Origin of the sequence: Janthinobacterium darwini (assembly GCF_051380905.1) — a bacterium.
Taxonomy (GTDB): Bacteria; Pseudomonadota; Gammaproteobacteria; order Burkholderiales; family Burkholderiaceae_D; genus Janthinobacterium.
In genome coordinates, this window is sequence record NZ_JBNYXX010000001.1 from 2880384 (window position 1) to 2902457 (window position 22074).

Genomic DNA, 22074 nt, shown 5'->3' on the forward strand with positions numbered 1-22074 from the left:
GGTAGCAACTGCAACTGGCTGTCTCGGACTTACCAGGCGCAGGTGCGCAGGCCGGCAAAGATGTCGCCGCGCTCGGGCGCGTGGAAGGCGCGCATGCGGGCCGAATGCAGGCGTGGCGGCGTGGCGAAGGCGGCGCCGCGCAGCACCTGGTGCTGCATGAAATACGGCGCTGAGTATTCGCGCCAGGCATCAGCCGCAAAGCCCGGATACGGTTCGAACGGCGTCGCCGTCCACTCCCACACCTGGCCCCAATGAAAGCGCGGATGGCCGGACAGCGCAGCATACTCCCATTCCGCCTCGGTCGCCAGGCGGCGGCCTGCCCAGGCGCAGTACGCTTGCGCTTCATACAGATTGATGTGGCGTACGGCTTCATTCGGCGGCAAGGTCGTGCGCCGGCCGAAACGCATGGTGCGCCACTGCGTCGCTTCGCGCAGCCAGTACAGGGGCGACGAGCGCTCCTGCTGCATCAGCCAGGCGCTGCCGGCCGCGCTCCAGAACTGGCGGTTCTGGTAGCCGCCATCGGCGACGAAATCGGAAAACTGGGCGTTTGATACGGCGCAAGCATCGATGGAAAACGGCGGCACATAGCAGCGATAGGGCGGTGATTCATTGTCGAAGGCAAAACCGGCATCGCGCGGCGAGCCCATTTCAATGCTTCCGCCAGGAAACGCAATCTCCCCCGCCCCGGGCGGCAAGGCCGGGCTGGCAGACAGGGGTTCCGGTGCTTCCAGGCCCAGCCATTGCAAGCCGGCCAGCATTTCCTCGCCGCACAAGTCTTCTTGCGCCAGCGCCAGCCGGTACGGCGCCAGGGCACTGTCGACGTTGGGTTCACGCGACAGCTTGTCCAACACCCTGTCGAGCACTTCGTGGCAATACGTTTTCACGGCGCCCGGGCTGGGCAGTTCCAGCTTCCAGCGCGCACGGTGCTCCACCATATTGGCGTCGAACAAATCGTCGCCGCGCGTCAGCAGTGAATTGTAGATGGCGTCGGCCGGATGGCTGGAAGCGGCTTCGCGCAAGATGAACCACTCGGCGAACCAGGCGATATGCGCGAGTTGCCACAAGGGCGGATTGAGGCGCGGATGGCGGGGCAGGCCCGCCACCACGTCCAGCCCGGCATTGACATAACAGTCGAACAGGGAAAGAGTGTCCTGGCGCGCAGCCTGCAGCGACTGGGCCAGTTGCTGCGCGCCGGCGTGGCGAAAAGAGGTGTTGATTAAAGTCATGACCTGATTGTAACGACTTATGCCAACAATGCACCAGCCGCCAGGGGGAAACAGGGGCGACTGTCGCCCCCTGCGAACTACTTGACCAGCAATTCGCCCTGCAGCGGCGTGACGACGGACTTGGGCATGCTGACGATGAAGCTGCTGCCCTTGTCAACCACGGACTGGATGGCCAAAGTCCCCCCGTGGCGCAGCAGCACATGCTTGACGATGGCCAGACCCAGGCCCGTGCCTTGGGTTTCGCGCGAGCGGCTCTTGTCGACGCGGTAGAAACGTTCCGTCAGGCGCGAAATATGTTCCTGGCTGATGCCGATGCCCGTGTCTTGCGCGATGAATTGCGGTCCTGCCGTGCCATCTTGCCAGCGAAGCATGATGCTGCCGCCTGCCGGCGTATAGCGCACGGCGTTCGAGGCCAGGTTGCCGAAGGCGCTATACAGTTCGTCGTAGCTGCCCAGCACATCGGGGCCATTGCATTCCATCGTCACTTCATGCTTGCCGGCCGACAAGCCCTTGGCGTCGCGCAAGACTTGCTGCATGAGTTTCTTGACATCCACGGGCTCGGGACGCAGCGGATAGTCGACCGATTCCAGGCGCGACAGGGTCAGCATGTCCTCGATCAAATGCTGCATGCGGTGGCCCTGCTCCGTCATCAGCTTGAGGTGGGCGGCGCGCGTGGTGGCATCGAGGTCCAGCTCGGCGGAAGCGATTTCCAGGAAACCCACGATGACCGTCAGCGGCGTGCGCAGTTCGTGCGAGGCGTTGGCGATGAAGTCGCGGCGCATCATTTCGATGCGCTCCGTCTCCGTCACATCGTGGGTGACGAGGATCTGGCGGCGGTTTTCAAACGGAATGATCTGCACGATCAGCTTGCGGTTGCGGAAGGTGATCGTCAGCGGCTGGTCGTAGCGGCCCAGGATGATGTAATCCATGAACTCGGGGCTGCGGATCAGGTTGGTGACGCGCATGCCCTTGTCGCGCTCGTGCGTCAGGCCCAGATGCTTCTCGGCGGCGGGATTGCACCATTCGAGGAACAGCACGTCGTCCATGATGACGACGCCATCGGGCAACAGGTGCATGGCCTGCCGGAAGCGCGCCAGCCATTCCGTCAGCTCGGCCTGGTTTTTCTCGTCGTCGCGGCGCATGCGGTACAGGCGCGCGAAGATGCTGGTCCAGGCGCCCCAGCCGTCGGGCAACTTGGCGCTTTGCGGATTGTCCAGCCAGTTACTCAGCTGGAACAGATACGACAGCTGCACGAACACCATCATGGCCATCAGCACGAAGGCGATGCCCAGCGCATACGTGGCGCCAAACAGATACCAGACGACGGTCACGCCCAGCAGCGCCAGCACCATGCGCAAGGCGGCCGGTACCCAGAACAGCAATTTCGGATTCATAAGAGACAGGCTTTACTTTTCAGACAACATGTAGCCGACGCTGCGCACGGTCTTGATCAGGCTTTCCGCCTCTTTCAAGGCTTTGCGCAAGCGCAATACGTGGACATCAACCGTGCGTTCCTCGATCACCACATGGTCGCCCCACACCTTGTCGAGCAACTGGCTGCGCGAAAACACGCGCTCCGGATGGGCCAGCAGGAATTTCAACAGTTTGTATTCGGCATGGCCGATATCGATCTTCTGCTCATCCATCATCACGGTGCAGCTGACAGGGTCCAAGGCCACGTTGCCGGCGCGCATGGGCGCCTGCGCGTGTTCCGGACTCTTGCGTCGCAGCAAAGCTTTGGCGCGCGCCAGCAGTTCGCGCGGCGAGAACGGCTTGGTGACGTAATCGTCGGCCCCGCTGTTCAGGCCCGCAAGCTTGTCTTCTTCCATGCTCTTGGCGGTGAGCATGATGACGGGGATGGCGGCGAAATTGCGGTCGGCGCGGATGCGCGACAGCAGGCGCAAGCCCGTCTGGTCCGGCAGCATCCAGTCCAGCAAGATCAGGTGCGGCGTGCGGTGCTGGATGAAATCCCAGGCATCGGCAACGTTTTGCACGGAACAGCAATTCCAGCCGGATTCGCGCAGCGAATAAGTCACCAATTCAACGATGGCCGGCTCATCTTCAACAATCAATACCGTGGTTTTATCAGATGCCATAAAGCTTACTCAGGGAGCTCCTCGGAAATGGCGGGAGCAGCCACCTTGGTGTGGCGGATGTCCTTGCCTTCAACCACGTAAATCACGTATTCGGCGATGTTTTTCGCATGGTCGCCGATGCGTTCGATGGCCTTGGCCACCCACAGGGTATCGAGCGCTGCCGAAATCGTGCGCGGGTCTTCCATCATAAAGGTGATCAAGTTGCGCATGATAGACCGAAACTCATGGTCAATGATGGCATCTTGTGCAATTAATTGTAAGGCCTGCTTGCCATCGTTGCGTGCGAATGCATCGAGCGCGTCGTGCAGCATGTCGGTGGCCGTGTTGGCAATGCCGCGCACCATCTCGTAATGGTTGACGACGCCGTTGCCGCGCTTGTGCAGATTCTTCGCCACGCGGGCGATTTTGGTCGCTTCGTCGCCTACACGCTCGAGGTCGGTAATCACCTTGATGGTGGCCATGATGGTGCGCAAATCGTTGGCGGCCGGCTGGCGGCGCACGATCAAATGGCTGCAGGCGTCGTCCAGCGACACTTCCAGCTGGTTGACGACGTCGTCCTCCCGCATCACGCGGTCGGCGCGTTCCGGATTGCCGATGCGAAAGCACGTCATCGCGTCGAGGAACTGGGTTTCAACGATGCCGCCCATCAGGAGCACTTTCGAGCGGATCGCTTCGAGTTCGTTGTCGTATTGCTTGGATGAATGTTCGCCTAACATGCTGTCTCTCCGTATTCAGTTGTCTTGTATGTCGTTATTCTGGGCAGATCAGCCAAAGCGGCCCGTGATGTAATCCTGCGTTTCCTTGCGGGCCGGATTCATGAAAATCTGGTCCGTTTCGCCGAATTCCACCAGTTCGCCCAGATACATATAGGCCGTGTAATCGGAGCAGCGCGCCGCCTGCTGCATATTGTGCGTCACGATGGCGATCGTGTAATCCTGTTTCAGTTCGCTGATCAGCTCTTCCACTTTCGACGTCGAAATCGGGTCCAGTGCCGAGGTCGGCTCATCGAGCAGCAACACGTCCGGCTTCACGGCCACGCCGCGCGCGATGCACAAACGCTGCTGCTGGCCGCCAGACAGCGACAGGCCGCTTTTGTTCAGCTTATCCTTGACCTCGCCCCACAGCGCCGCTTTTTTCAGGGCCCACTCGACGCGCTCGTCCATCTCGCCCTTCGATAGGTCTTCATACAGGCGCACGCCGAAGGCAATGTTGTCATACACGGACATGGGGAACGGCGTGGGCTTCTGGAACACCATGCCGACCTTGGCGCGCAGCATGTTGACGTCCTGGTCGGCGTCGAGCACGTTGCGGCCGCGGTACAGGATGGAACCTTCCGCGCGCTGGCCCGGGTACAGGTCGTACATGCGGTTCAGGGTGCGCAGCAGGGTCGATTTGCCGCAACCGGACGGGCCGATGAAAGCGGTAACCTTCTTCTCGTGAATGTCCAGGTTGACGTTATGCAAGCTTTGCGTCTTGCCGTAAAAGAAGTTCAGGCCCGAGATTTCGATGGTTTTTTTCTTTGGTGCCAGGTCTTGTGCTGGATTCATTTGCGTATTCATGTGGGTTCGCTTCGCTCGATATCTGTTTAATTAGGGACTTTTTGGCTGAACACGGTGCGCGACAGGATATTCAAGGCCAGCACGCTGAAGGTGATCAGCAGTGCGCCACCCCAGGCCAGCGAGCGCCAGTTATCGTACGGGCTCATCGCAAACGATGCGATGACGGACGGCAAGTTGGCCATCGGCGCATTCATGTTAAAGCTTTGGAACTGGTTATTCAGGGCCGTGAACAGCAGCGGCGCCGTTTCGCCTGCGATGCGGGCCAATGCCAGCAGTACGCCGGTGATCACGCCAGCCTTGACGGCGCGCAAGCGCACCAGGGTGGCGACCTTCCAGCGCGGCGCACCGAGGGCAAACGCGGCTTCCAGCAGGCTGTTCGGCACCAGGCGCAGCATATTGTCCGTCGTGCGCACCACCACCGGCACGGCGATCAGCGACAGCGCGATGGCGCCCGCGTAACCGGAGAAGTGCTTGACATGCGCCACGTACAGCGCATACACGAACAGGCCGATGACGATCGATGGCGCCGACAGCATGATGTCCGTCACAAAACGCGTCACTTGCGCCAGCCTGTTTTCTTCGCCGTATTCGGCCAGGTAGATGCCGGCCAGGATGCCGATCGGGGTGCTGACGACGGTAGCCAGGCCCACCATCAGGGCGCTGCCGACGATGGCATTGATCAGGCCGCCGCCTTCGCTGCCGGGGGCCGGCGTCGTTTGCGTGAACAGGTCGATCGACAGGGCGCCGAAACCCTTGATCACCAGCGTGAACAAAATCCATACCAGCACGGCCAGGCCCAGGGCCATGGCCGCCACCGACAGGGCGATGCCGATGCGGTGCATCAGCAGGCGCTTGCGGTAGACGGGATTCATGGCCGGCTTGGCCGGAACGTCGAGGGTGCTCACTTGGCTCATTTCGTGCCTTCCTTGCGGGACATGCCAGCCAGCATCAGCTTGGCGGCGGATAAGACGATAAAGGTGATGACAAACAGGATCAGGGCCAGCGAGAACAGCGAGGACACGTGCAGCGCCGATTGCGCTTCGCCGAATTCATTGGCCAGCAAGGAGGTGATGCTGTTACCGGCGGCAAACAGCGACCACGACAGCTTGTTGGCGTTGCCGATGACGAAGGTCACCGCCATGGTTTCACCGAGTGCGCGGCCCAGGCCCAGCATGACGCCGCCGACGACGCCGGTCTTGGTGTAAGGCAAGACGATCTTGCGCACCACTTCCCAGCGTGTGCAGCCCAGGCCGTAGGCGGACTCCTTCAGCACGGCAGGGACGATTTCAAACACGTCGCGCATCACCGAGGCGATGAAAGGGATGATCATGATGGCCAGCACCAGACCTGCCGTCAGCAAGCCGATGCCCATCATGGGGCCGCTGAACAGCTGGCCGATGACGGGCACGTTGCCCAGCGTGGCCTTCAGGATAGGCTGGACGTGGTCGGCAAACAGGGGCGCGAAGACAAACAGGCCCCAGATGCCGTAGATAATCGATGGCACGCCGGCCAGCAGCTCGACAGCAGTGCCCAGCGGGCGGCGCAGCCAGGCCGGGCAGATTTCCGTGAGGAACAGCGCGATGCCGAAGCTGACGGGAAAAGCGATCAGCAGGGCGATGACGGACGTCACCAGGGTGCCGATGATGGGGATCAGGGCGCCGTACTGGTCATTGACGGGGTCCCATTCTGCCGACACGATGAAATGCAGGCCGAAGGTCTTGAAGGCCGGTATCGATTCCATGATCAGCGAAATGATGATGCCGACCAGGACGATCAGCACCGACAGGGCGAACAGCATCGTCACCTTGTGGAACAGGAAATCCTGGATGCGCTGCTTGCGCATGGTGGAAAGCATTTGCGCGTGACTGATGGAGTCGGTCATGGTGCCGCCTGGCATGGGGATCGTGGAGGAGGTTGATTGTGCGCTCATATTGTGCCAGATGTGGGTGGTACTGCCGGTATTGCTTGTTTTGAACTCATGTTTTATTTTTAGCCAGGATCGCCTGCAAGGGCTTGCGGGCGGTCCTGGCTAACTCCCTGCCCCGCCGTGCTGCTGGCGGGGACAAGGATCGGTACTTATTTGGTCAAGCTATCGAATTAATAGATCGCTTTGCCCGATGCATCTTTCAGATTGGCTTTCCACGATTCCTGCACCAGTTTCACGACCGATGCTGGCATAGGCACGTAGTCCAGTTCAACAGCAGCTGCGCCGCCGTTCTTGTAGGCCCAGTCGAAGAATTTCAGGACTTCTTTTGCCTTGGCTGCGTCAGGCTGGACTTTGTGCATCAGGATGAACGACACGCCCGTGATAGGCCAGCTGTTCTTGCCAGCCTGGTCGGTCAGGACCACGCCGAAGCCTGGGGTTTGCGTCCAAGGTGCCGAAGCGGCTGCCGCCTTGAAGTTGTCGTCGTCAGGCTGCAGGAAGTTGCCGTCCTTGTTTTGCAGCTGGGTGTGCGACATATTGTTTTTCTTGGCGTAAGCCCACTCGACGTAACCGATCGAACCCTTGATACGCTGTACGTTAGCGGCAACGCCTTCGTTACCCTTGCCGCCCACGCCCACGGCCCATTTCACAGCCGAGCCAGCGCCGATTTTCGATTTGAATTCCGGGTTGGTTTTCGACAGGAAGTCGGTGAACAGGAAAGAGGTACCCGAACCGTCGGCGCGGTGCACCACGGTGATTTCCGTGTCTGGCAGCTTGACGCCCGTGTTCAGTGCGGCGATCTCAGGAGCACTCCACTTGGTGATCTTGCCCAGGTAAATGTCGGCAACGACCTTGCCCGTCATTTTCAGCTGGCCTGGCTTCACGCCGTCCAGGTTGACGATGGTGACCACGCCGCCCATGATGGCAGGGAACTGCATCAGGCCTGCTTCTTCCAGCTCTTCTGCCTTCAAAGGCATGTCCGAGGCGCCGAATTCAACAGTCTTGGCCTTGATTTGCTTGATGCCAGCGCCGGAACCGACGGACTGGTAGTTCAGGCCGTTGCCGGTGTTGGCTTTGTAAGTCTCAGCCCATTTGGCGTAGATAGGGTATGGGAAGGTAGCACCAGCACCTGTCATATCTGCCGCCATGACGGAAGCGGAAGAAAATGCCATCGCTGCCGAAGCACCCACGACGATAAATTTGAACATTTGCTTCATTTGCATATCAAGTCCTCAGGGTTGTTAGGGCTCAAAGTCCCGGTTGAATGCTGCGCAGTCTAGCAAGCGAATATGACAGCTTTATGACATGTGCAAAATTTCATGAAATATTTGCCTACGCCCCGGGGAACGCCATTTCCGGCACGAAAAATGACAGAATGGGCGACGCTTTATGACAGCTTATGTCACGCTTACGTCATATTTCATGATTACACTCACAGCGCGTCATACATGATGAAATACGGCTAGAATTAACTATCTGCAAAGACAAAAGAATATGAAACCTGAACTGCACACGGAAGTGACCAAATCGGGCATCTTGCTTGACCGCGAACTGTCGCAACTGACTTTCAACCGGCGCGTGATGGCCCAGGCGGAAGACCCGAACATTCCACTGCTCGAGCGCCTGCGCTACCTGTGCATCGTCAGCAGTAACATGGATGAGTTCTTCGAGGTGCGCGTGGCCAGCTTGCTGGCGGCCGGCAGCATCGGCGGTTCACTGGCGGGCCACCCTGTCCTGGCGGCCAATCTGGAACGCATCGGCAAGGAATGCCATGCGCTGGTGGAACGCCAGTACGAGATATTAAATAGCGACGTCTTGCCAGCCCTGCGCGAAGCGGGCGTGCATTTGCTGCGCGACAGCGACCGCAACGAGGCGCAGCGCGCGTGGGTGAAGCAGTATTTTGACCGCGAAGTGCGCCCCCTGCTCACACCTATCGGCCTGGACCCGGCCCATCCTTTCCCGCAAGTGGTGAATAAAAGCCTCAATTTCATCGTTTCGCTGAGCGGCAAGGATGCCTTCGGGCGCGGCACGGCGATCGCCATCGTCAAGGCGCCCCGTGTCTTGCCGCGCGTCATCAAGCTGCCGGACGAGATATCCGGTGATGGCGTGTCCTTCTGTTTATTGTCCTCCGTCATCCATGCACACATCTCGGACCTGTTCGCCGGACGCGAAGTGATTGCCTATTCGCAATTTCGGGTCACGCGCGACAGCGACCTGTGGGTGGACGAAGACGAAGTCAAGAATCTGCGCCAGGCCCTGAAGGGCGAACTGGTGGGACGCCAGTTCGGCACCTCCGTGCGCCTGGAAGTGGCGCGCAATTGTCCACCGGAGTTGTCACAATTCCTGCTCGACCAGTTCAGCCTTGATCAAAGCCGTCTATACCGCGTCAATGGCCCCGTGAACCTGGTGCGCCTGTCGGAGATGATCGACCACGTCAAGCAAGCCGAGCTGCGCTTCCCGCCCTTCTTCCCGGGCCTGGCGCATAAAGCCATCGGCAGCGACATCTTTGCCGCGCTCAACAAGCATGACATCCTGCTGCACCATCCCTACCAGTCGTTCCAGACAGTCATCGATTTCATCCGCAGCGCCGCCTACGATCCGTCCGTTGTGGCCATCAAGCAGACGATCTACCGCACGGGCATGAATTCGGACTTGATGGAGTCACTCATTGCGGCCGCGAAGATGGGCAAGGAAGTGACAGTCATCGTGGAATTGATGGCGCGTTTCGACGAAGAAGCCAATATCAACTGGGCCGACAAGCTGGAACAGGCGGGCGCGCAAGTCGTGTACGGCGTGGTGGGCCTGAAAACCCACGCCAAGGTGGCGCTCGTCATCCGCCGCGAAGAAGGCGCGCTGCGCTTCTACGCTCACTTGGGCACAGGCAACTATCACCCCACCACCACCAAGTTGTACACGGATTTTGGCTTGCTGACGGCCAACCAGGACCTGGCAGTGGAAGTGAACGAAGTCTTCATCCACCTGACCAGCCTGACCAAGCCGCACAACCTGAACCATTTATGGCTGGCGCCGTTCGGCCTCCAGAGCGAAATCATCAAGGCCATCCGCAACGAGGCGAAGATCGCCCGCTCCGGCCGGCGCGGGCGCATCATCGTGAAAGTCAACGCGCTGGTCGATGAATCCGTGATCCGCGCCCTGTATGCGGCGTCGACCGATGGCGTGAAGATCGACCTGATCGTGCGCGGCGCCTGCACTCTGAAACCGGGCGTGCCTGGCCTGTCGGAAAACATCAAGGTGCGCTCCGTGATCGGCCGCTTCCTCGAACACAGCCGCATTTACTACTTCCGCAACGACCTGGCGCACGATGTCTACCTGGCAAGCGCCGACTGGATGAGCCGCAACCTGTTCCGCCGCGTGGAAGTGGCATTCCCCGTGCTGGACCGGGCGCTGAAGCGGCGTGTGATCGCCGAGGGCCTGAATCCGTATTTGAAGGATAATACGAATGCATGGGAACTGGAGCCGACAGGCCACTATGCGCGCCGCAAGCCACGCGGCAAGCAAACGCCATTCAGCGCCCAGCAGTATCTGATGCATACACTGGGCACGCCGGGCGCGGAGGTCGGCGAATAGGCAATTCTACACAGAGGAGCACAGCATGGATCTCATCTTGTGGCGACACGCAGAAGCCGAGCCGGGCCTGCCCGACCTCGAACGCGCCCTGACCGTCAAAGGTCAGAAACAGGCGCGCCGCATGGGCGAATGGCTGGCCTCGCAACTACCGGAAAATTGCCGCATCCTCGTCAGCCCCGCCCTGCGCACCTTGCAAACGGCGGAAGCGCTGGGGCGCAAGTTCAAGCTGATGCCGGAACTGGCGCCAGGTGCCGAGGCGGAAGACATTCTGAAGGCTGCCAACTGGCCCGGCGGCAAGGAAACCGTGCTCATCGTCGGCCACCAGCCCACCCTGGGCCAGGCCGCCGCCCTGCTGCTGACGGGCGAGGAGCAGGAATGGGAGATGCGCAAGGCCAGCGCCTGGTGGTTCTCGCAGCGAGAATTGGGCGACCCGATCAGCGTCTACTTGAAAGCTGTGATGGCGCATGACCTGGTGGTGAAATAAGGGGGCGGTGAAACAGCTTAATGCACAAAAAGTGCGCTGGGACAAATACTAGTAGGAATTGCAACTCGGCAGCCTTGCAAAGCGCTGCCGATCTGCTAGAGTTTAATTGCATCAACGACGTGTTGGAGCAATGCTCTGGCACCTTGAGCAACCCAGCGGACAGCCGTCCAACGGCGGCTGAAAGACCATGTTAACCTTCCTCGTTTTTCTCTTCATCGCCATCTTCGCCGCCATCATCGGCTTCGTCGCCTTTGAACTGATCGAAGAAATGCGCGGCAGCCACCACAAGCTGATGGACCGCTACCACGAGTAGTGTTCACCTCGGCAATATCGCATGGCGCCAGTGACGGCCTACAGGCCCGTCCCTCGCGCCATCCTTGTATTTACACTCCCGTTTTGAACTTCGTATAGATGCGCGTCATCAATCGGCGGATATCGGCCGTGGTCGCTTCCGGTGCGGCCATGCGCTGCTTGTCGGTGTCCGACAGGAAGATGGCCTTGTTCTCGCCGATGTCCTTGCGTACATACTTGATGCTGGCCGGATTCGGATTCGCGTAAAACACCTTGTTGCTCAGGCTGGCATGCACTTGCGGGCGCAGGATGTAGTTGATGAACAGGTGCGCATTGTTCGGATGGGGCGCGTCGGCGGGGATGGCCATGGTGTCGAACATCAGGGCGGCCGTCTTCGGCACCAGTACCTGGATCACATTGCCGTTTTTCGCATCGATGGCACGCTGGCGCGCGATATTGATATCGCCCGACCAGCCCAGCGCGACGCAGACGGAGCCGTTGGCCATGTCATTGATGTAGCCAGACGAGCTGAACAGGGTCACGTAGGGGCGGATCGCTTGCAGCACCTTGCCCGCTTCCTGGTAGTCGCCAGCCGTTTTCGAGTAGGCCGGCTTGCCCAGGTATTGCAGGGCAGCCGGCAGCACTTCCGATGGCGAGTCGAGGAAGGACACGCCGCACGATTTCAGCTTCGACGCGTATTTCGGGTCGAAAACCAGGTCCCAGGCATTGTCGGGCATGGGCATGGCGCCCAGCGCGGCCTTGACCTTGTTGACGTTGATGCCCACCGTCGTATAGCCCCACAGCCAGTCGACCAGGTAATCGTTGTTCGGGTCGATCTTCGCCAGCTTCGCCTGCAAGTTCTGGTCCAGGTTGCCCAGGTTCGTCAGCTTGCTCTTGTCGAGCTTACGCAGCAGGCCCGCGTCGATCTGCAGGCGTGCCCACTGGGCCGTGGGTACGACGATGTCGTAGCCGGACTTGCCCGCCACCAGTTTCGCGTTGAGGATTTCGTTGTTATCGAAAACGTCGTAGCGTACCTTGATGCCCGTTTCCTTTTCAAAATTCTTGATCGTATCGTCGCCGATATAGTCCGACCAGTTATAGATGTTCAGCACTTTCTCTTCCTGGGCCTGAGCTTGGGCAGGCAAAGCCAGCACGGCTGCCGCCAAGGTCAATCCCGCTCCAATGCGCCGTCCTGCTTGCCATGTGTTTGCCATCGTGTCGCCTCCAGAAGTATCAGAAAATAGTGACGATGATAGCAAGAAGGGCGCGATCAGGTCTACCCTGATCGCGCCCTGCTTTAGATTATGCCGATGTTAGCTTGCGCCAACACCCCACAGCGCAAAACTGGGGTCAGACCCGACGGGGGAATTTGCCCCAATGGGGCAAATTCCAATCCCGCAGGGACTGACCGGCCAGATTAAACCTTGTCCAGCCCCACTTGCGCACCCGAAAACACCAGGTTGCCGTTCTGGGCATCGATGCGGATTTCGTCTTTCGGGCCAAACTTGCCTTCCAGGATCAGCTTCGACAGCGGATTTTCGATCTGCTGCTGGATCGCCCGCTTCAAAGGACGTGCTCCATACACCGGATCGTAGCCCGCTTCGGCGATTTGCTGCAGTGCCGCGTCCGTCAAGCTCAGTTGCATGTCCATGCGCGCCAGGCGTTCTTCGAGTATCTTCAGCTGGATCTTTGCGATCGCGCCGATGTTTTTCTCGTCGAGGCCATGGAACACCACGATTTCGTCGATACGGTTGACGAATTCGGGACGGAAGTGCGAGCGTACCTCGGCCATCACGGCCAGCTTTACGACACCGGGATCATCGCTTTCCATGGCCTGTATCTTGTGCGAGCCCAGGTTCGAGGTCATGATGATGACGGTATTCTTGAAGTCCACCGTGCGGCCCTGGCCGTCCGTCATGCGCCCATCGTCGAGCACTTGCAGCAACACGTTGAAGACGTCGGCATGCGCCTTTTCCACTTCGTCGAGCAAAATCACGCTATACGGCTTGCGGCGCACGGCTTCCGTCAGGTAGCCGCCCTCGTCGTAGCCCACATAGCCGGGCGGTGCGCCGATCAAACGGGCCACGGAATGCTTCTCCATGAACTCGCTCATGTCGATGCGTATCATCGATTCTTCCGTATCGAACAGGAAGGTCGCCAACGCCTTGCTCAGCTCGGTCTTGCCCACGCCCGTCGGCCCCAGGAACATGAAGGAACCATAGGGACGGTTCGGATCGCTCAAGCCCGCGCGCGAGCGGCGGATAGCATCAGCCACGGCCGTGATCGCTTCATCCTGGCCCACGACACGCTCATGCAGCTTTTCTTCGATATGCAGCAGCTTGTCGCGCTCGCCCTGCATCATGCGCGATACGGGAATACCCGTCGCACGCGACACTACTTCGGCGATTTCCTCGGCGCCCACTTCGGTGCGCAGCAATTTTGGCTGGTCGGGATCGCGTTTCGGGATGCCGCTGTCAGCCTGCTTGAGCTGGGCCTCCAGTTGCGGCAACTTGCCGTATTGCAATTCCGATACTTTCTGCCAGTTGCTTTCACGCGTGGCCTGCTCCATCTGCAGCTTGACGTTCTCGATCTCTTCCTTGATGTGCGTGCTGCCTTGCACCACGGCTTTTTCCGCCTTCAGGATTTCCTCGAAGTCGTTGTATTCGCGCTGCAGCTTGACGATCTCTTCCTCGATCAAGGCCAGGCGGCGCAACGATGCCTCGTCCTTTTCCTTCTTGACGGCTTCGCGCTCGATCTTGAGCTGGATCAGGCGGCGTTCCAGCTTGTCCATCACTTCCGGCTTCGAGTCGATCTCGATCTTGATCTTCGCCGCCGCTTCATCGATCAGGTCGATCGCCTTGTCGGGCAGGAAACGGTCCGTGATGTAGCGGTGCGACAACTCGGCGGCGGCGATGATGGCCGCGTCCGTGATTTCCACCTTGTGGTGCAGCGCGTATTTATCCTGCAAGCCGCGCAGGATGGCGATGGTCGCTTCCACGGTCGGCTCGTCGACCAGCACTTTCTGGAAGCGGCGTTCCAGCGCGGCATCCTTCTCGATGTACTTGCGGTACTCGTCGAGGGTGGTCGCGCCCACGCAATGGAGCTCCCCGCGCGCCAGCGCCGGTTTCAGCATATTGCCGGCATCCATCGCACCTTCGGCCTTGCCCGCACCCACCATGGTGTGCATCTCGTCGATGAAGACGATGGTTTGCCCTTCATCCATGGCCAGTTCCTTCAGCACGGATTTCAGGCGTTCCTCGAATTCGCCGCGGAATTTCGCGCCGGCAAGCAGGGCGGCCATGTCCAGCGAGAGTACGCGCTTGCCCTTCAGCGATTCGGGCACTTCGCCATTGACGATACGCTGCGCCAGGCCTTCGACGATGGCCGTCTTGCCCACGCCCGGTTCGCCGATCAGCACGGGATTGTTCTTGCTGCGGCGCTGCAGGATCTGGATGGTGCGGCGGATTTCATCGTCACGGCCGATTACAGGGTCGAGCTTGCCTTTGCGCGCCCGCTCCGTCAGGTCCAGGGTGTATTTTTTCAAGGCTTCGCGCTGGCCTTCGGCCTCTTGCGAGTCCACCTTATTGCCGCCGCGCACGGCCTCGATGGCCGATGCCAAGGCCTTGCGGGTCAGGCCGTTTTCGCGCGCCAGCTTGCCGCAGTCGGACTTGTCGTCCGTCATGGCCAGCAAGACCATTTCGCTGGACACAAACTGGTCGCCCGCCTTTTGCGATTCCTTGTCGGCCAGGTTCAACAGGGCCACGAATTCGCGGCTGACCTGCACGTCGCCTCCCGTGCCAGAGACTTTCGGCAGGCGTTCGATCGAGGCGCCCAGGGCCTTGGACAAGCCGCCCACGTTGACGCCGGCTCGCTGCAAGAGCGAGCGGGCACCGCCGTCGTCCTGGTTCAACAGGGCCGTCAGCAGATGGACTGGTTCGATATAGGGGTTGTCGTTGCCCACGGCCAAGCTTTGCGCATCGGCCAGGGCTTCCTGTAATTTGGTAGTGAGTTTGTCTTGTCGCATGAAAAGCGCTCCCGGTTAATTAGTTGTTAACCAAATTGGGGTGAGGCAGTGCTTTTCAAGCATACACAAAGCAGAAAACTGATGCATTCTTGCAAATGCTAACGTGCGCGGCGGATACGCCTCAAATGGCGCTTGCTTTTGCCGTCCATTTGTCCAGCGCCGTCTCGTCACTGTCACGCGCATCGACCCAGCGCGCCCCTTCGGGCGTGTCTTCCTTCTTCCAGAACGGCGCTTCCGTCTTCAGGTAATCGATGATGAACTCGCATGCGGCGAAGGCCTCGCCCCGGTGGGCGGACGAGACGGCCACCAGCACGATCTGTTCCTGCGGCTGCAGGGGCCCTACACGGTGGATCACCAGCGCGCCGGACAGGGGCCAGCGACCCCGCGCCTGCTCGACGATGGCCTCGATCGACTTTTCCGTCATGCCAGGATAGTGCTCGAGCTCCATGGCGGCCACGTCCAGCCCCTCGTTCATGTCGCGCACCGTGCCGACGAAGCCGACGACGGCGCCTACCTTGGGGTTGCCTGCACGCAATTGTGCAATTTCTTGACCGAGGTCAAAATCAGCTTGCTGGACGCGGACGGAAGTGCTCATTTGGCGTGGCCTCCGATGCGGCGCAGCAAGGTTTCGATACGGCTGGCCGTGCGCGCATCGGTGGCAGCGGCAATCGCACACAGCTGCATCAGCTGCGATACTTGCGTGAGCGGCTTCTGGCCTGACTTGAGCGACGATTGCAGCACTTCCACCTGCATTTTCAGGCGGTCGCGGGCAAATTCGGCGCCGCTGTCGACGCCGGCGACGATTTCCAGGCGTAGCACTTCGTCACGCAGGCGATCCTGGTTAGCCTGCAATTGCTGCACGTAGGCGGCAGCGCCCTCGCCCAGCGCGGCCTGGGCAGCGGCAAAGCGCTGTTGCAGGCTGCGTTCGTACTGGGCGTCGAGTGGCGGCAAGGCGCTCCAGCGCTGAACCCAAGGCGCCGCATCCGCGCCGGCATCACCTTCGACCAAGGCCGTTTCCAATGCCTGCGTCAGGCGCAGCTTGTCGCGCAAGGCGTTGGCCTGGGCCGCACCGGCGCGCTCGGCGATGGCATCCGCTTGCGCTTGCACGCCGGCAACAGCCGCCTGGTAGCGCTGTTCGATCTTCGCTTCGCTGGCGCGCGGCACGGGGCCGGTGGCGTTCCAGGCGGCACGCGTCTCGCGCAACAAGTGATGGATGAAGGCGCTGCGGGCCTTGTCGTCACCCTCGGGCACGACGGCCGTTTCCAGGCTGGCGCACAGGGCTACGCGCGCATGCAGGTGTTCGCGGCGTTCATGGTCGGCAGCGTGCGCCGTTTCCTTGCGCTTGGCAAAGATATCATCGCAAGCGGCGCGGAAGCGCTGCCACAGCGCCTGTTCCGCGCGGCGCTCCAGCGGCAGGGCTTTCGCCAGTTCCTGCCATTTATCCTGCAAGGCTTTCAACATGTCGACCGTGTTGCGCTCGGATGGTTTGAGCAAGCCCACTTCGACGATCAATTGTTCGCGGCGCGCCGTCTCGATCTGGCGCTGCGTGTCCAGCGGCTTCGACAAGGCGTCCAGTGCGGCGCCAAATTCCGTATCCAGGCGTTTCTTTTCCTTGCGGTCGATGGTGCCCAGGCGCGTCCACGCCTGACGCAAGCGCTGCGAGGCGGAGGCGACGTGTTTCCAGTCGGTACTTTCTTCGGCTGCCAGGGCCGCCGTTTCCGCGATCAATTCCTGGGCCTTGGCCGCATTGCCGTGGCGCTCTTCGGCCAGTTGCTTGAAATGCTGGGCCGCCGGCGCGTACGCCAGGCTGCAGGCGGCATCGAAACGCTCCCACAGGGATTTTGGCGCGGGGCCGGACAAGGTGTCGAGCGACTTCCAGCGCTCGCGCAGGCTGCCCACTTTCTTGGCCAGCTCGGCCATCGGCAATTCTTGTGCCGGCAATTCCTCGCCCGCCTTGACCAGTTCCTCGCGCGACACGTTGCCGCCCCAGCGTGCCCAGTCGGCCAGGCGCTTGAACTCCCCGCGCACATGGGCCAGGCGATCCGCTTGCGCAGGCGTCAAGCGCCCGTGCTTGCTATCGCGCAACGTTTTGTCATGCTCGGAAGCCACGTGCAACAAGCCATCCTGCAGCGCCGCTTCCATGGCGTCGAGCGTCTTGAAGAACTGCTCCGTCGCTTCTTTCGACACGGCAGCGAGCTCCTGGCGCGGCTTGCGCGGCGCCGCTTCGGCATGCACTGGCGTGGCCACGACCGCGGCAGTGACGGCAGGCGCAGGGGCGCTGGCCAGCACGGCTGCAAATTGCTGCTGCAGGCTGTCGGACAGCGGCGACTCAGGCAGGCGCGGCAAGGCTTGCCAGGCGCGTTTCAGGGTATCCACATCGAGGGTGGCGGCGTCCTGCGCCTGCCATTCGGCCAGCGCGGCCTGGCGCGCGTCGAACACGGCCTGGTGCTGCTGCAGGGCTTGCAAAGCGGACTGCGCCTGTTCGCGCGCCTGGATAAAATCGTTTTCCAGGTGTTTCGGCAGCGAACCGCATTCGGGCGATTGCGCATGCCGCGCATGTTCCGCATCCAGGCGGGCCAGCGCCTGCGCCAGTTCGTCGGCGGACTGACCATTGCTGGCCAGTGCGCGCGCGGCGGCGACGGCGTCGATCACGGCGCGTTGCAATACCACTTGCGCTTCCAGGCGGGCTGCCAGCGCGGCACGCGCGGCGGCAAAGGCCGCCGCCAGTTCGGGCGTGGCCTTGATGACTTGCCATTGGCGGTCCAGCTCGGCTACCTGATTGGGACTGAGCTTGTCATCGTTCAACAGGCGCTGGGCCGTAGCTATGCTGGCCTGGGCGCGCTGGGTTTCCGCCGCCTGATGGCGGATCAGGTCGATGCGGCCCTGCATCAGCTTGGCGACGCGGCGGTCCGTGTTACGCATGGCCTGGTGGACTTTTTCCAGCAGTGGCAAGGTATGGACGTGTTCAGCCGCGATCAGGCGGGCATCGGCAAATTCGCTGGAAACAATAAAATCGGCGGCAGCGACTTCGTCGCCCGCCACGGCGTGGGCACGCGCAACCTGTTCGGCGCGGCGCGATGCGCTCTGCGCCGTAGCGGCGGCCTGCTCTGCCACGACAGGGTCTGGTGCGGAAGACTTGCTGGCAGAACGCTTGAAAAGAAATTCGAACATGACGGGTTTCGCGTGAATCAAAACCATCATCATAACAAAGCCCGGGGTATTGCATCGGACAGGTCTGTACAAGTTACCAAATGAGTAACACAACATTTCTCCCCAGCTGGCGCCAGCGCAAAATCAGGGGCGCGGAGCCGGCGCAAACGGGCGGACGGGGTGGGCGCTTGCTACCCGTTCAAGCCTGCGCAAGCAGGGACGGTGGCATGCCAGGCAAGGCATCCTCCGCCGAGGTGCCGGCCATACCCGTGGTTGCAATGGCACCGCCGGGCGTACCCGATGCCGGCACAGGCACGGGCAAAATAAAGGGCAGCACTTGCGCCCTGCCACGACGTGCTTCCCGCACCTGCGCATCGTGGGCAAGGAACTGGTAGGCGATGGCAAACCACGCTTCGCCCACGATGACCTTGCGCGCCAGCGCGAACAGTTCGCGCTCTTCTTTTTCCAGGCGCTGCAACAAGGCCGTGCAAAAGGCATCGATGGCCGCACACAGCTGCTCGGTTTGCTGCTCGGAGCAGTCGAGGGTGGCTCCTGCGCGCTGCTGCACGACGTTGATGCTCTCCAGCGCCGCGTGGTTCAGGCCGTTGAGTTCATCGAGCAGACCATTGAGCAAGCCATCCGCATGCGGTGTGGCCTGGCGCATGGCGGGGATCAGATACATCTCCACCTTGCGCCAGTAGCCGCCCTGATACAGCCGGTTCAGCCAGTCGCCCGTGTACTGCAGCTGCGCCAGACTCAGCCGGCTCTGCTGGCGCAGTTGCACCTGCATGTATTTTTGAAATGCCAACAAACTCATGCGGATACTGGCCTGTTCCACCGACAGGGAAACCAATATATATGTTGCCGTAAGCATGCACTCACTCCCGAAAATGCGCTGGATGTCTCATCCTGGAAGTGAAAGTGTAAAGACTACCGACAGGGGCGGGATTGATCCTGCACAAACCCGCACCGGCTTTTTTCAGGGCGCGCGCAAGCCGATATGCAGGTTGACCACGCCCGGCTCTTCCGATGGCGTGACTTCGCCGCCAAAACTTTTCACCAGCCGCTGCATGCCCTTGTTGCGCGCCATCGCCTCGCCCACCAGCGCTTCCGTGCCGCGGCTGCGGAAGTAGTCGACCAGCTTTTCAAACAGGATGTGGCCCAGGCCCTTGGCCTTCAGGGCCGAGCGCACGGCGATGGCGAAATCGGCGTGGATATTGTCCGGGTCGGCCACGGCGCGCACCACGCCCAGGGTTTCCGGCTTGCCGTCCGGGCCCGTGTGCGTGGCGATGAAGGCCATGGCGCGGTCGTAATCGATCTGCGTCAGGCGCGCCAGCTGCGACACAGGCAGCTCGCGCATGGAGGTAAAGAAGCGCAGGCGCACGTCGTCCGGGTCCAGCGCATTGAACAGGTCCAGGTGCTGCGGCGCGTCCTCGGGGCGGATAGGGCGCAGCAAAATGGATTGCCCCATCCACGTCACCTGCTCTTCCAGCTCCTGCGGATACGGGCGGATGGCCAAGCGGTCGCTCTTCTGGCCCGGTTCCAGACGGATGCGCGCGTCGAGGGCGATCACGCCGTCGGCGTCGGCCACCAGCGGGTTGATGTCGAGTTCGGCCAGCTCGCCGATATCGGCCACCAGTTCGGCCACCTGGATCAGGGTGTAGCAGATGGCATCGATGTCGGCCGGCGGCTGGTTGCGGTAGCCAGCCAGCAGTTTCGACACGCGCGTGCGGGCCAGCATGTCGCGCGCCAGCACCATGTTCAGCGGCGGCAGACCGATGGAATGGTCGGCCGTCACTTCCACTGCGATGCCGCCCTGCCCCACCAGGATGACGGGGCCGAAGGCGGCGTCCGTGGTGACGCCGACGATCAGTTCATGCGATTGCGGCCGGCGCGCCATCTGCTGCACCGTAAAGCCGTCGATCAGCGCATCGGGGCGCATGCGGCGCACGCGCTTGAGCATGGCGGCGGCGGCCGTGCGCAGGATGTCGGGCGTGTCGAGGTCAAGCGCCACGCCGCCCACGTCGGATTTGTGGGCGATGTCGGGCGAATGAATTTTCAGCGCCACCGGGTAGCCGATGTCCGCGGCCACGGCCAGCGCCTCTTCCACGTCGGCCGCCATGCGCGTCATCGCCACCGGAATGCCGTAGGCAGCCAGGATTTCCTTCGAGCGGCATTCGCCCAGCACCGTCTGGCCGGCGGCCAGCGCGGCGGCGACGATTTCGCGCACGCGCGCGCGGCGCGGCGTGGCCGACATGGGCAGCTGCGCCGGCACCTGCATCAGGGTTTCCTGGTTGCGCCGGTACTGCACGATCTGCATGAAACCATGCACGGCCTTTTCCGGCGTGTCGTAGGTGGGAATGCCGGCCCGGTTGAAGACCTGGCGCGCAGGCGCCACCGTGGTGCCGCCCAGCAGGCACGACAGCACCGTGCGCGAGGTGGCCTTGATCAGCGGCGTGACGGCTTCGGCGATGTCGATCGACGAGACCATGGCCGTGGGCGCGTGCAGCAGCAACAAGGCGTCCGCCTGCGGCTCGTCGAGCAGGGGCTTGATGGCGTCGACATAGCGCTGCACGGGCGCGTCGCCGGGCAAGCCCACGGGATTGTCGTGCGACCAGCCCCGTGGCAGGGCCTTTTCCAGTGCGATCACGGTATCGGGCGACAAATCGGCCAGCTTGCCGCCGCTGCCCACCAGCGCATCGGTGGCCATCACGCCCAGGCCGCCGCCATTGCATAAAATCGCCAGGCGCTCGCCGCGCTGGGCGCGGATATGCGTGAGGGTTTCCACGGCATCGAAGAGTTCCTCGGCCGAATACACGCGCAGCATGCCGGCGCGGCGGATGGCCGCGTCATACACGGCGTCGGAGCCGGCCAGCGCGCCCGTATGCCAGGCTGCCACGGCCGCGCCTTCCGCCTCGCGTCCCGCCTTCAAGACGATGACGGGCTTGCTGCGCGCGGCCGCCCGCGCCGCCGACATGAATTTGCGCGCCGCCTGGATGTCTTCCATGTACAACAGGATGGCAGCCGTGTCGATGTCGCCGGCGAGGTAGTCGAGCAGATCGCCGAAATCGATGTCATAGCTGCCACCGAGCGAAATGAACTTGGAAAAGCCCACGCCGTGCGCGTTGGCCCAATCGAGCACGCCCGACACCAGCGCGCCCGACTGCGACACGAAGGCGATCTTGCCGCTGGTCGCACCCAGGTGGGCGAAGCTGGCATTCAAGCCCAGCTTCGGCACGAGCAGCCCCATGCTGTTGGGGCCGAGGATGCGCAGCAGATGCGGCTTGGCCGCTTTCAGCATGGCCAGGCGCAGGGACTGCTCGCGCACCGGATCGAGGCCGGAAGTCATGACGATGGCTGCGCGCGTGCCCAGCGCACCCAGGTCACGGATCAGGCCGGTAATCGTGGCGGGCGGCGTGCAGATGATGGCCAGGTCCGGCGCCTTGGGCAACTGGGACAGCTTGCGGTAGCATTTCAGGCCCATCAACTCGTCATACTTGGGATTGACGGGCCAGATATCACCTCTGTACTGCGCCCCTTTGTCCTGCGCACCCTGCCCCTCCCCGCCCAGCAGGTTGGCCAGGGCGATGGCGCCCAGCTTGTGTTCGCGCGCCGTGGCGCCGATCAGGGCCACTGAGGCCGGCTTGAACAGCTTGTCGAGATTACGGATACTCATGTTCTGGCCTCATGGATTGCCGGAGCGGCTACGCGCCAGTGTATAGGATGCGCTGC

The 22074-nt window shown here is 61.6% G+C and carries 17 protein-coding genes; 3 read left to right on the forward strand and 14 right to left on the reverse strand.

Annotated features, from left to right (window positions below):
• Positions 1–29 precede the first annotated feature (29 nt).
• The 8 genes from senA to pstS form a co-directional block, all read right to left on the reverse strand.
• On the reverse strand, positions 30–1226 hold the full coding sequence (senA, locus tag ACQ4WZ_RS13250; protein WP_257560893.1) for a selenoneine synthase SenA: 1197 nt from the start codon (positions 1224–1226) through the stop codon (positions 30–32).
• Between the two features lie 77 nt (positions 1227–1303).
• Complete coding sequence (gene phoR / locus ACQ4WZ_RS13255; RefSeq protein WP_101480552.1) at positions 1304–2620, reverse strand: phosphate regulon sensor histidine kinase PhoR; 1317 nt, start codon at positions 2618–2620, stop codon at positions 1304–1306.
• Positions 2621–2632: 12 nt separating this feature from the next.
• Positions 2633–3322 (reverse strand): response regulator, encoded by a 690-nt coding sequence (locus ACQ4WZ_RS13260; RefSeq protein ID WP_094444609.1) that lies wholly within the window; start codon positions 3320–3322, stop codon positions 2633–2635.
• 5 nt (positions 3323–3327) lie between these two features.
• Positions 3328–4038 carry a phosphate signaling complex protein PhoU gene (gene phoU, locus ACQ4WZ_RS13265; protein WP_071078202.1) on the reverse strand — a complete coding sequence of 237 codons (711 nt, stop codon included), beginning with the start codon at positions 4036–4038 and terminating at the stop codon, positions 3328–3330.
• 48 nt (positions 4039–4086) lie between these two features.
• The gene (gene pstB, locus ACQ4WZ_RS13270) at positions 4087–4869 is read right to left on the reverse strand and encodes a phosphate ABC transporter ATP-binding protein PstB (protein ID WP_373629715.1); all 783 of its coding nucleotides are present in this window, start codon (positions 4867–4869) and stop codon (positions 4087–4089) included.
• Positions 4870–4907: 38 nt separating this feature from the next.
• Positions 4908–5795, reverse strand: coding sequence for a phosphate ABC transporter permease PstA (pstA, locus tag ACQ4WZ_RS13275; protein WP_101480551.1), 888 nt, complete (start codon positions 5793–5795; stop codon positions 4908–4910).
• Entirely contained in the window at positions 5792–6763 is a 972-nt protein-coding gene (pstC, locus tag ACQ4WZ_RS13280) for a phosphate ABC transporter permease subunit PstC (RefSeq protein ID WP_257560884.1), read from the reverse strand. The genes pstA and pstC overlap by 4 nt, the downstream gene beginning before the upstream one ends.
• Positions 6764–6978: 215 nt before the next feature.
• Positions 6979–8013: a phosphate ABC transporter substrate-binding protein PstS gene (gene pstS / locus ACQ4WZ_RS13285; protein WP_436573634.1), complete on the reverse strand. Its 1035-nt coding sequence runs from the start codon at positions 8011–8013 to the stop codon at positions 6979–6981.
• A gap of 286 nt (positions 8014–8299) precedes the next feature.
• Here pstS and ppk1 point away from each other — a divergent pair, with 286 nt between their 5' ends.
• From ppk1 to ACQ4WZ_RS13300, 3 genes are all read left to right on the forward strand, one after another.
• Positions 8300–10393, forward strand: a complete 2094-nt coding sequence (gene ppk1 / locus ACQ4WZ_RS13290) for a polyphosphate kinase 1 (RefSeq protein WP_101480548.1) — start codon at positions 8300–8302, stop codon at positions 10391–10393.
• 25 nt (positions 10394–10418) lie between these two features.
• Positions 10419–10877 carry a phosphohistidine phosphatase SixA gene (gene sixA / locus ACQ4WZ_RS13295; RefSeq protein ID WP_101480547.1) on the forward strand — a complete coding sequence of 153 codons (459 nt, stop codon included), beginning with the start codon at positions 10419–10421 and terminating at the stop codon, positions 10875–10877.
• Positions 10878–11064: 187 nt separating this feature from the next.
• A complete protein-coding gene (locus tag ACQ4WZ_RS13300; protein WP_254926692.1) occupies positions 11065–11190 on the forward strand; it encodes a hypothetical protein in 126 nt (41 codons plus the stop codon).
• Positions 11191–11260: 70 nt separating this feature from the next.
• Here ACQ4WZ_RS13300 and ACQ4WZ_RS13305 read toward each other — a convergent pair whose 3' ends face one another.
• The 6 genes from ACQ4WZ_RS13305 to ACQ4WZ_RS13330 all read right to left on the reverse strand — a co-directional run bounded on the left by ACQ4WZ_RS13305 (position 11261) and on the right by ACQ4WZ_RS13330 (position 22018).
• Entirely contained in the window at positions 11261–12382 is a 1122-nt protein-coding gene (locus ACQ4WZ_RS13305) for a polyamine ABC transporter substrate-binding protein (protein WP_133992554.1), read from the reverse strand.
• Positions 12383–12585: 203 nt separating this feature from the next.
• Positions 12586–15192, reverse strand: a complete 2607-nt coding sequence (clpB, locus tag ACQ4WZ_RS13310; RefSeq protein ID WP_101480545.1) for an ATP-dependent chaperone ClpB — start codon at positions 15190–15192, stop codon at positions 12586–12588.
• Positions 15193–15313: 121 nt separating this feature from the next.
• A complete protein-coding gene (gene moaE, locus ACQ4WZ_RS13315; RefSeq protein WP_436573635.1) occupies positions 15314–15787 on the reverse strand; it encodes a molybdopterin synthase catalytic subunit MoaE in 474 nt (157 codons plus the stop codon).
• On the reverse strand, positions 15784–18363 hold the full coding sequence (locus tag ACQ4WZ_RS13320) for a DUF349 domain-containing protein (RefSeq protein WP_436573636.1): 2580 nt from the start codon (positions 18361–18363) through the stop codon (positions 15784–15786). Before ACQ4WZ_RS13320 ends, moaE begins: the two co-directional genes overlap by 4 nt.
• Positions 18364–18541: 178 nt before the next feature.
• Positions 18542–19216, reverse strand: a complete 675-nt coding sequence (locus tag ACQ4WZ_RS13325) for a hypothetical protein (protein ID WP_436573637.1) — start codon at positions 19214–19216, stop codon at positions 18542–18544.
• Positions 19217–19321: 105 nt separating this feature from the next.
• Entirely contained in the window at positions 19322–22018 is a 2697-nt protein-coding gene (locus ACQ4WZ_RS13330) for a bifunctional acetate--CoA ligase family protein/GNAT family N-acetyltransferase (RefSeq protein WP_166674824.1), read from the reverse strand.
• Between the last annotated feature and the right edge of the window lie 56 nt (positions 22019–22074).

Bases quoted from the DNA above. Each gene is read 5' to 3' on its own strand.
- senA (WP_257560893.1), bottom strand. From the start codon at position 1,226: ATGACTTTAATCAACACCTCTTTTCGCCACGCCGGCGCGCAGCAACTG.
- phoR (WP_101480552.1), bottom strand. From the start codon at position 2,620: ATGAATCCGAAATTGCTGTTCTGGGTACCGGCCGCCTTGCGCATGGTG.
- ACQ4WZ_RS13260 (WP_094444609.1), bottom strand. From the start codon at position 3,322: ATGGCATCTGATAAAACCACGGTATTGATTGTTGAAGATGAGCCGGCC.
- phoU (WP_071078202.1), bottom strand. From the start codon at position 4,038: ATGTTAGGCGAACATTCATCCAAGCAATACGACAACGAACTCGAAGCG.
- pstB (WP_373629715.1), bottom strand. From the start codon at position 4,869: ATGAATCCAGCACAAGACCTGGCACCAAAGAAAAAAACCATCGAAATC.
- pstA (WP_101480551.1), bottom strand. From the start codon at position 5,795: ATGAGCCAAGTGAGCACCCTCGACGTTCCGGCCAAGCCGGCCATGAAT.
- pstC (WP_257560884.1), bottom strand. From the start codon at position 6,763: ATGACCGACTCCATCAGTCACGCGCAAATGCTTTCCACCATGCGCAAG.
- pstS (WP_436573634.1), bottom strand. From the start codon at position 8,013: ATGTTCAAATTTATCGTCGTGGGTGCTTCGGCAGCGATGGCATTTTCT.
- ppk1 (WP_101480548.1), top strand. From the start codon at position 8,300: ATGAAACCTGAACTGCACACGGAAGTGACCAAATCGGGCATCTTGCTT.
- sixA (WP_101480547.1), top strand. From the start codon at position 10,419: ATGGATCTCATCTTGTGGCGACACGCAGAAGCCGAGCCGGGCCTGCCC.
- ACQ4WZ_RS13300 (WP_254926692.1), top strand. From the start codon at position 11,065: ATGTTAACCTTCCTCGTTTTTCTCTTCATCGCCATCTTCGCCGCCATC.
- ACQ4WZ_RS13305 (WP_133992554.1), bottom strand. From the start codon at position 12,382: ATGGCAAACACATGGCAAGCAGGACGGCGCATTGGAGCGGGATTGACC.
- clpB (WP_101480545.1), bottom strand. From the start codon at position 15,192: ATGCGACAAGACAAACTCACTACCAAATTACAGGAAGCCCTGGCCGAT.
- moaE (WP_436573635.1), bottom strand. From the start codon at position 15,787: ATGAGCACTTCCGTCCGCGTCCAGCAAGCTGATTTTGACCTCGGTCAA.
- ACQ4WZ_RS13320 (WP_436573636.1), bottom strand. From the start codon at position 18,363: ATGTTCGAATTTCTTTTCAAGCGTTCTGCCAGCAAGTCTTCCGCACCA.
- ACQ4WZ_RS13325 (WP_436573637.1), bottom strand. From the start codon at position 19,216: ATGCTTACGGCAACATATATATTGGTTTCCCTGTCGGTGGAACAGGCC.
- ACQ4WZ_RS13330 (WP_166674824.1), bottom strand. From the start codon at position 22,018: ATGAGTATCCGTAATCTCGACAAGCTGTTCAAGCCGGCCTCAGTGGCC.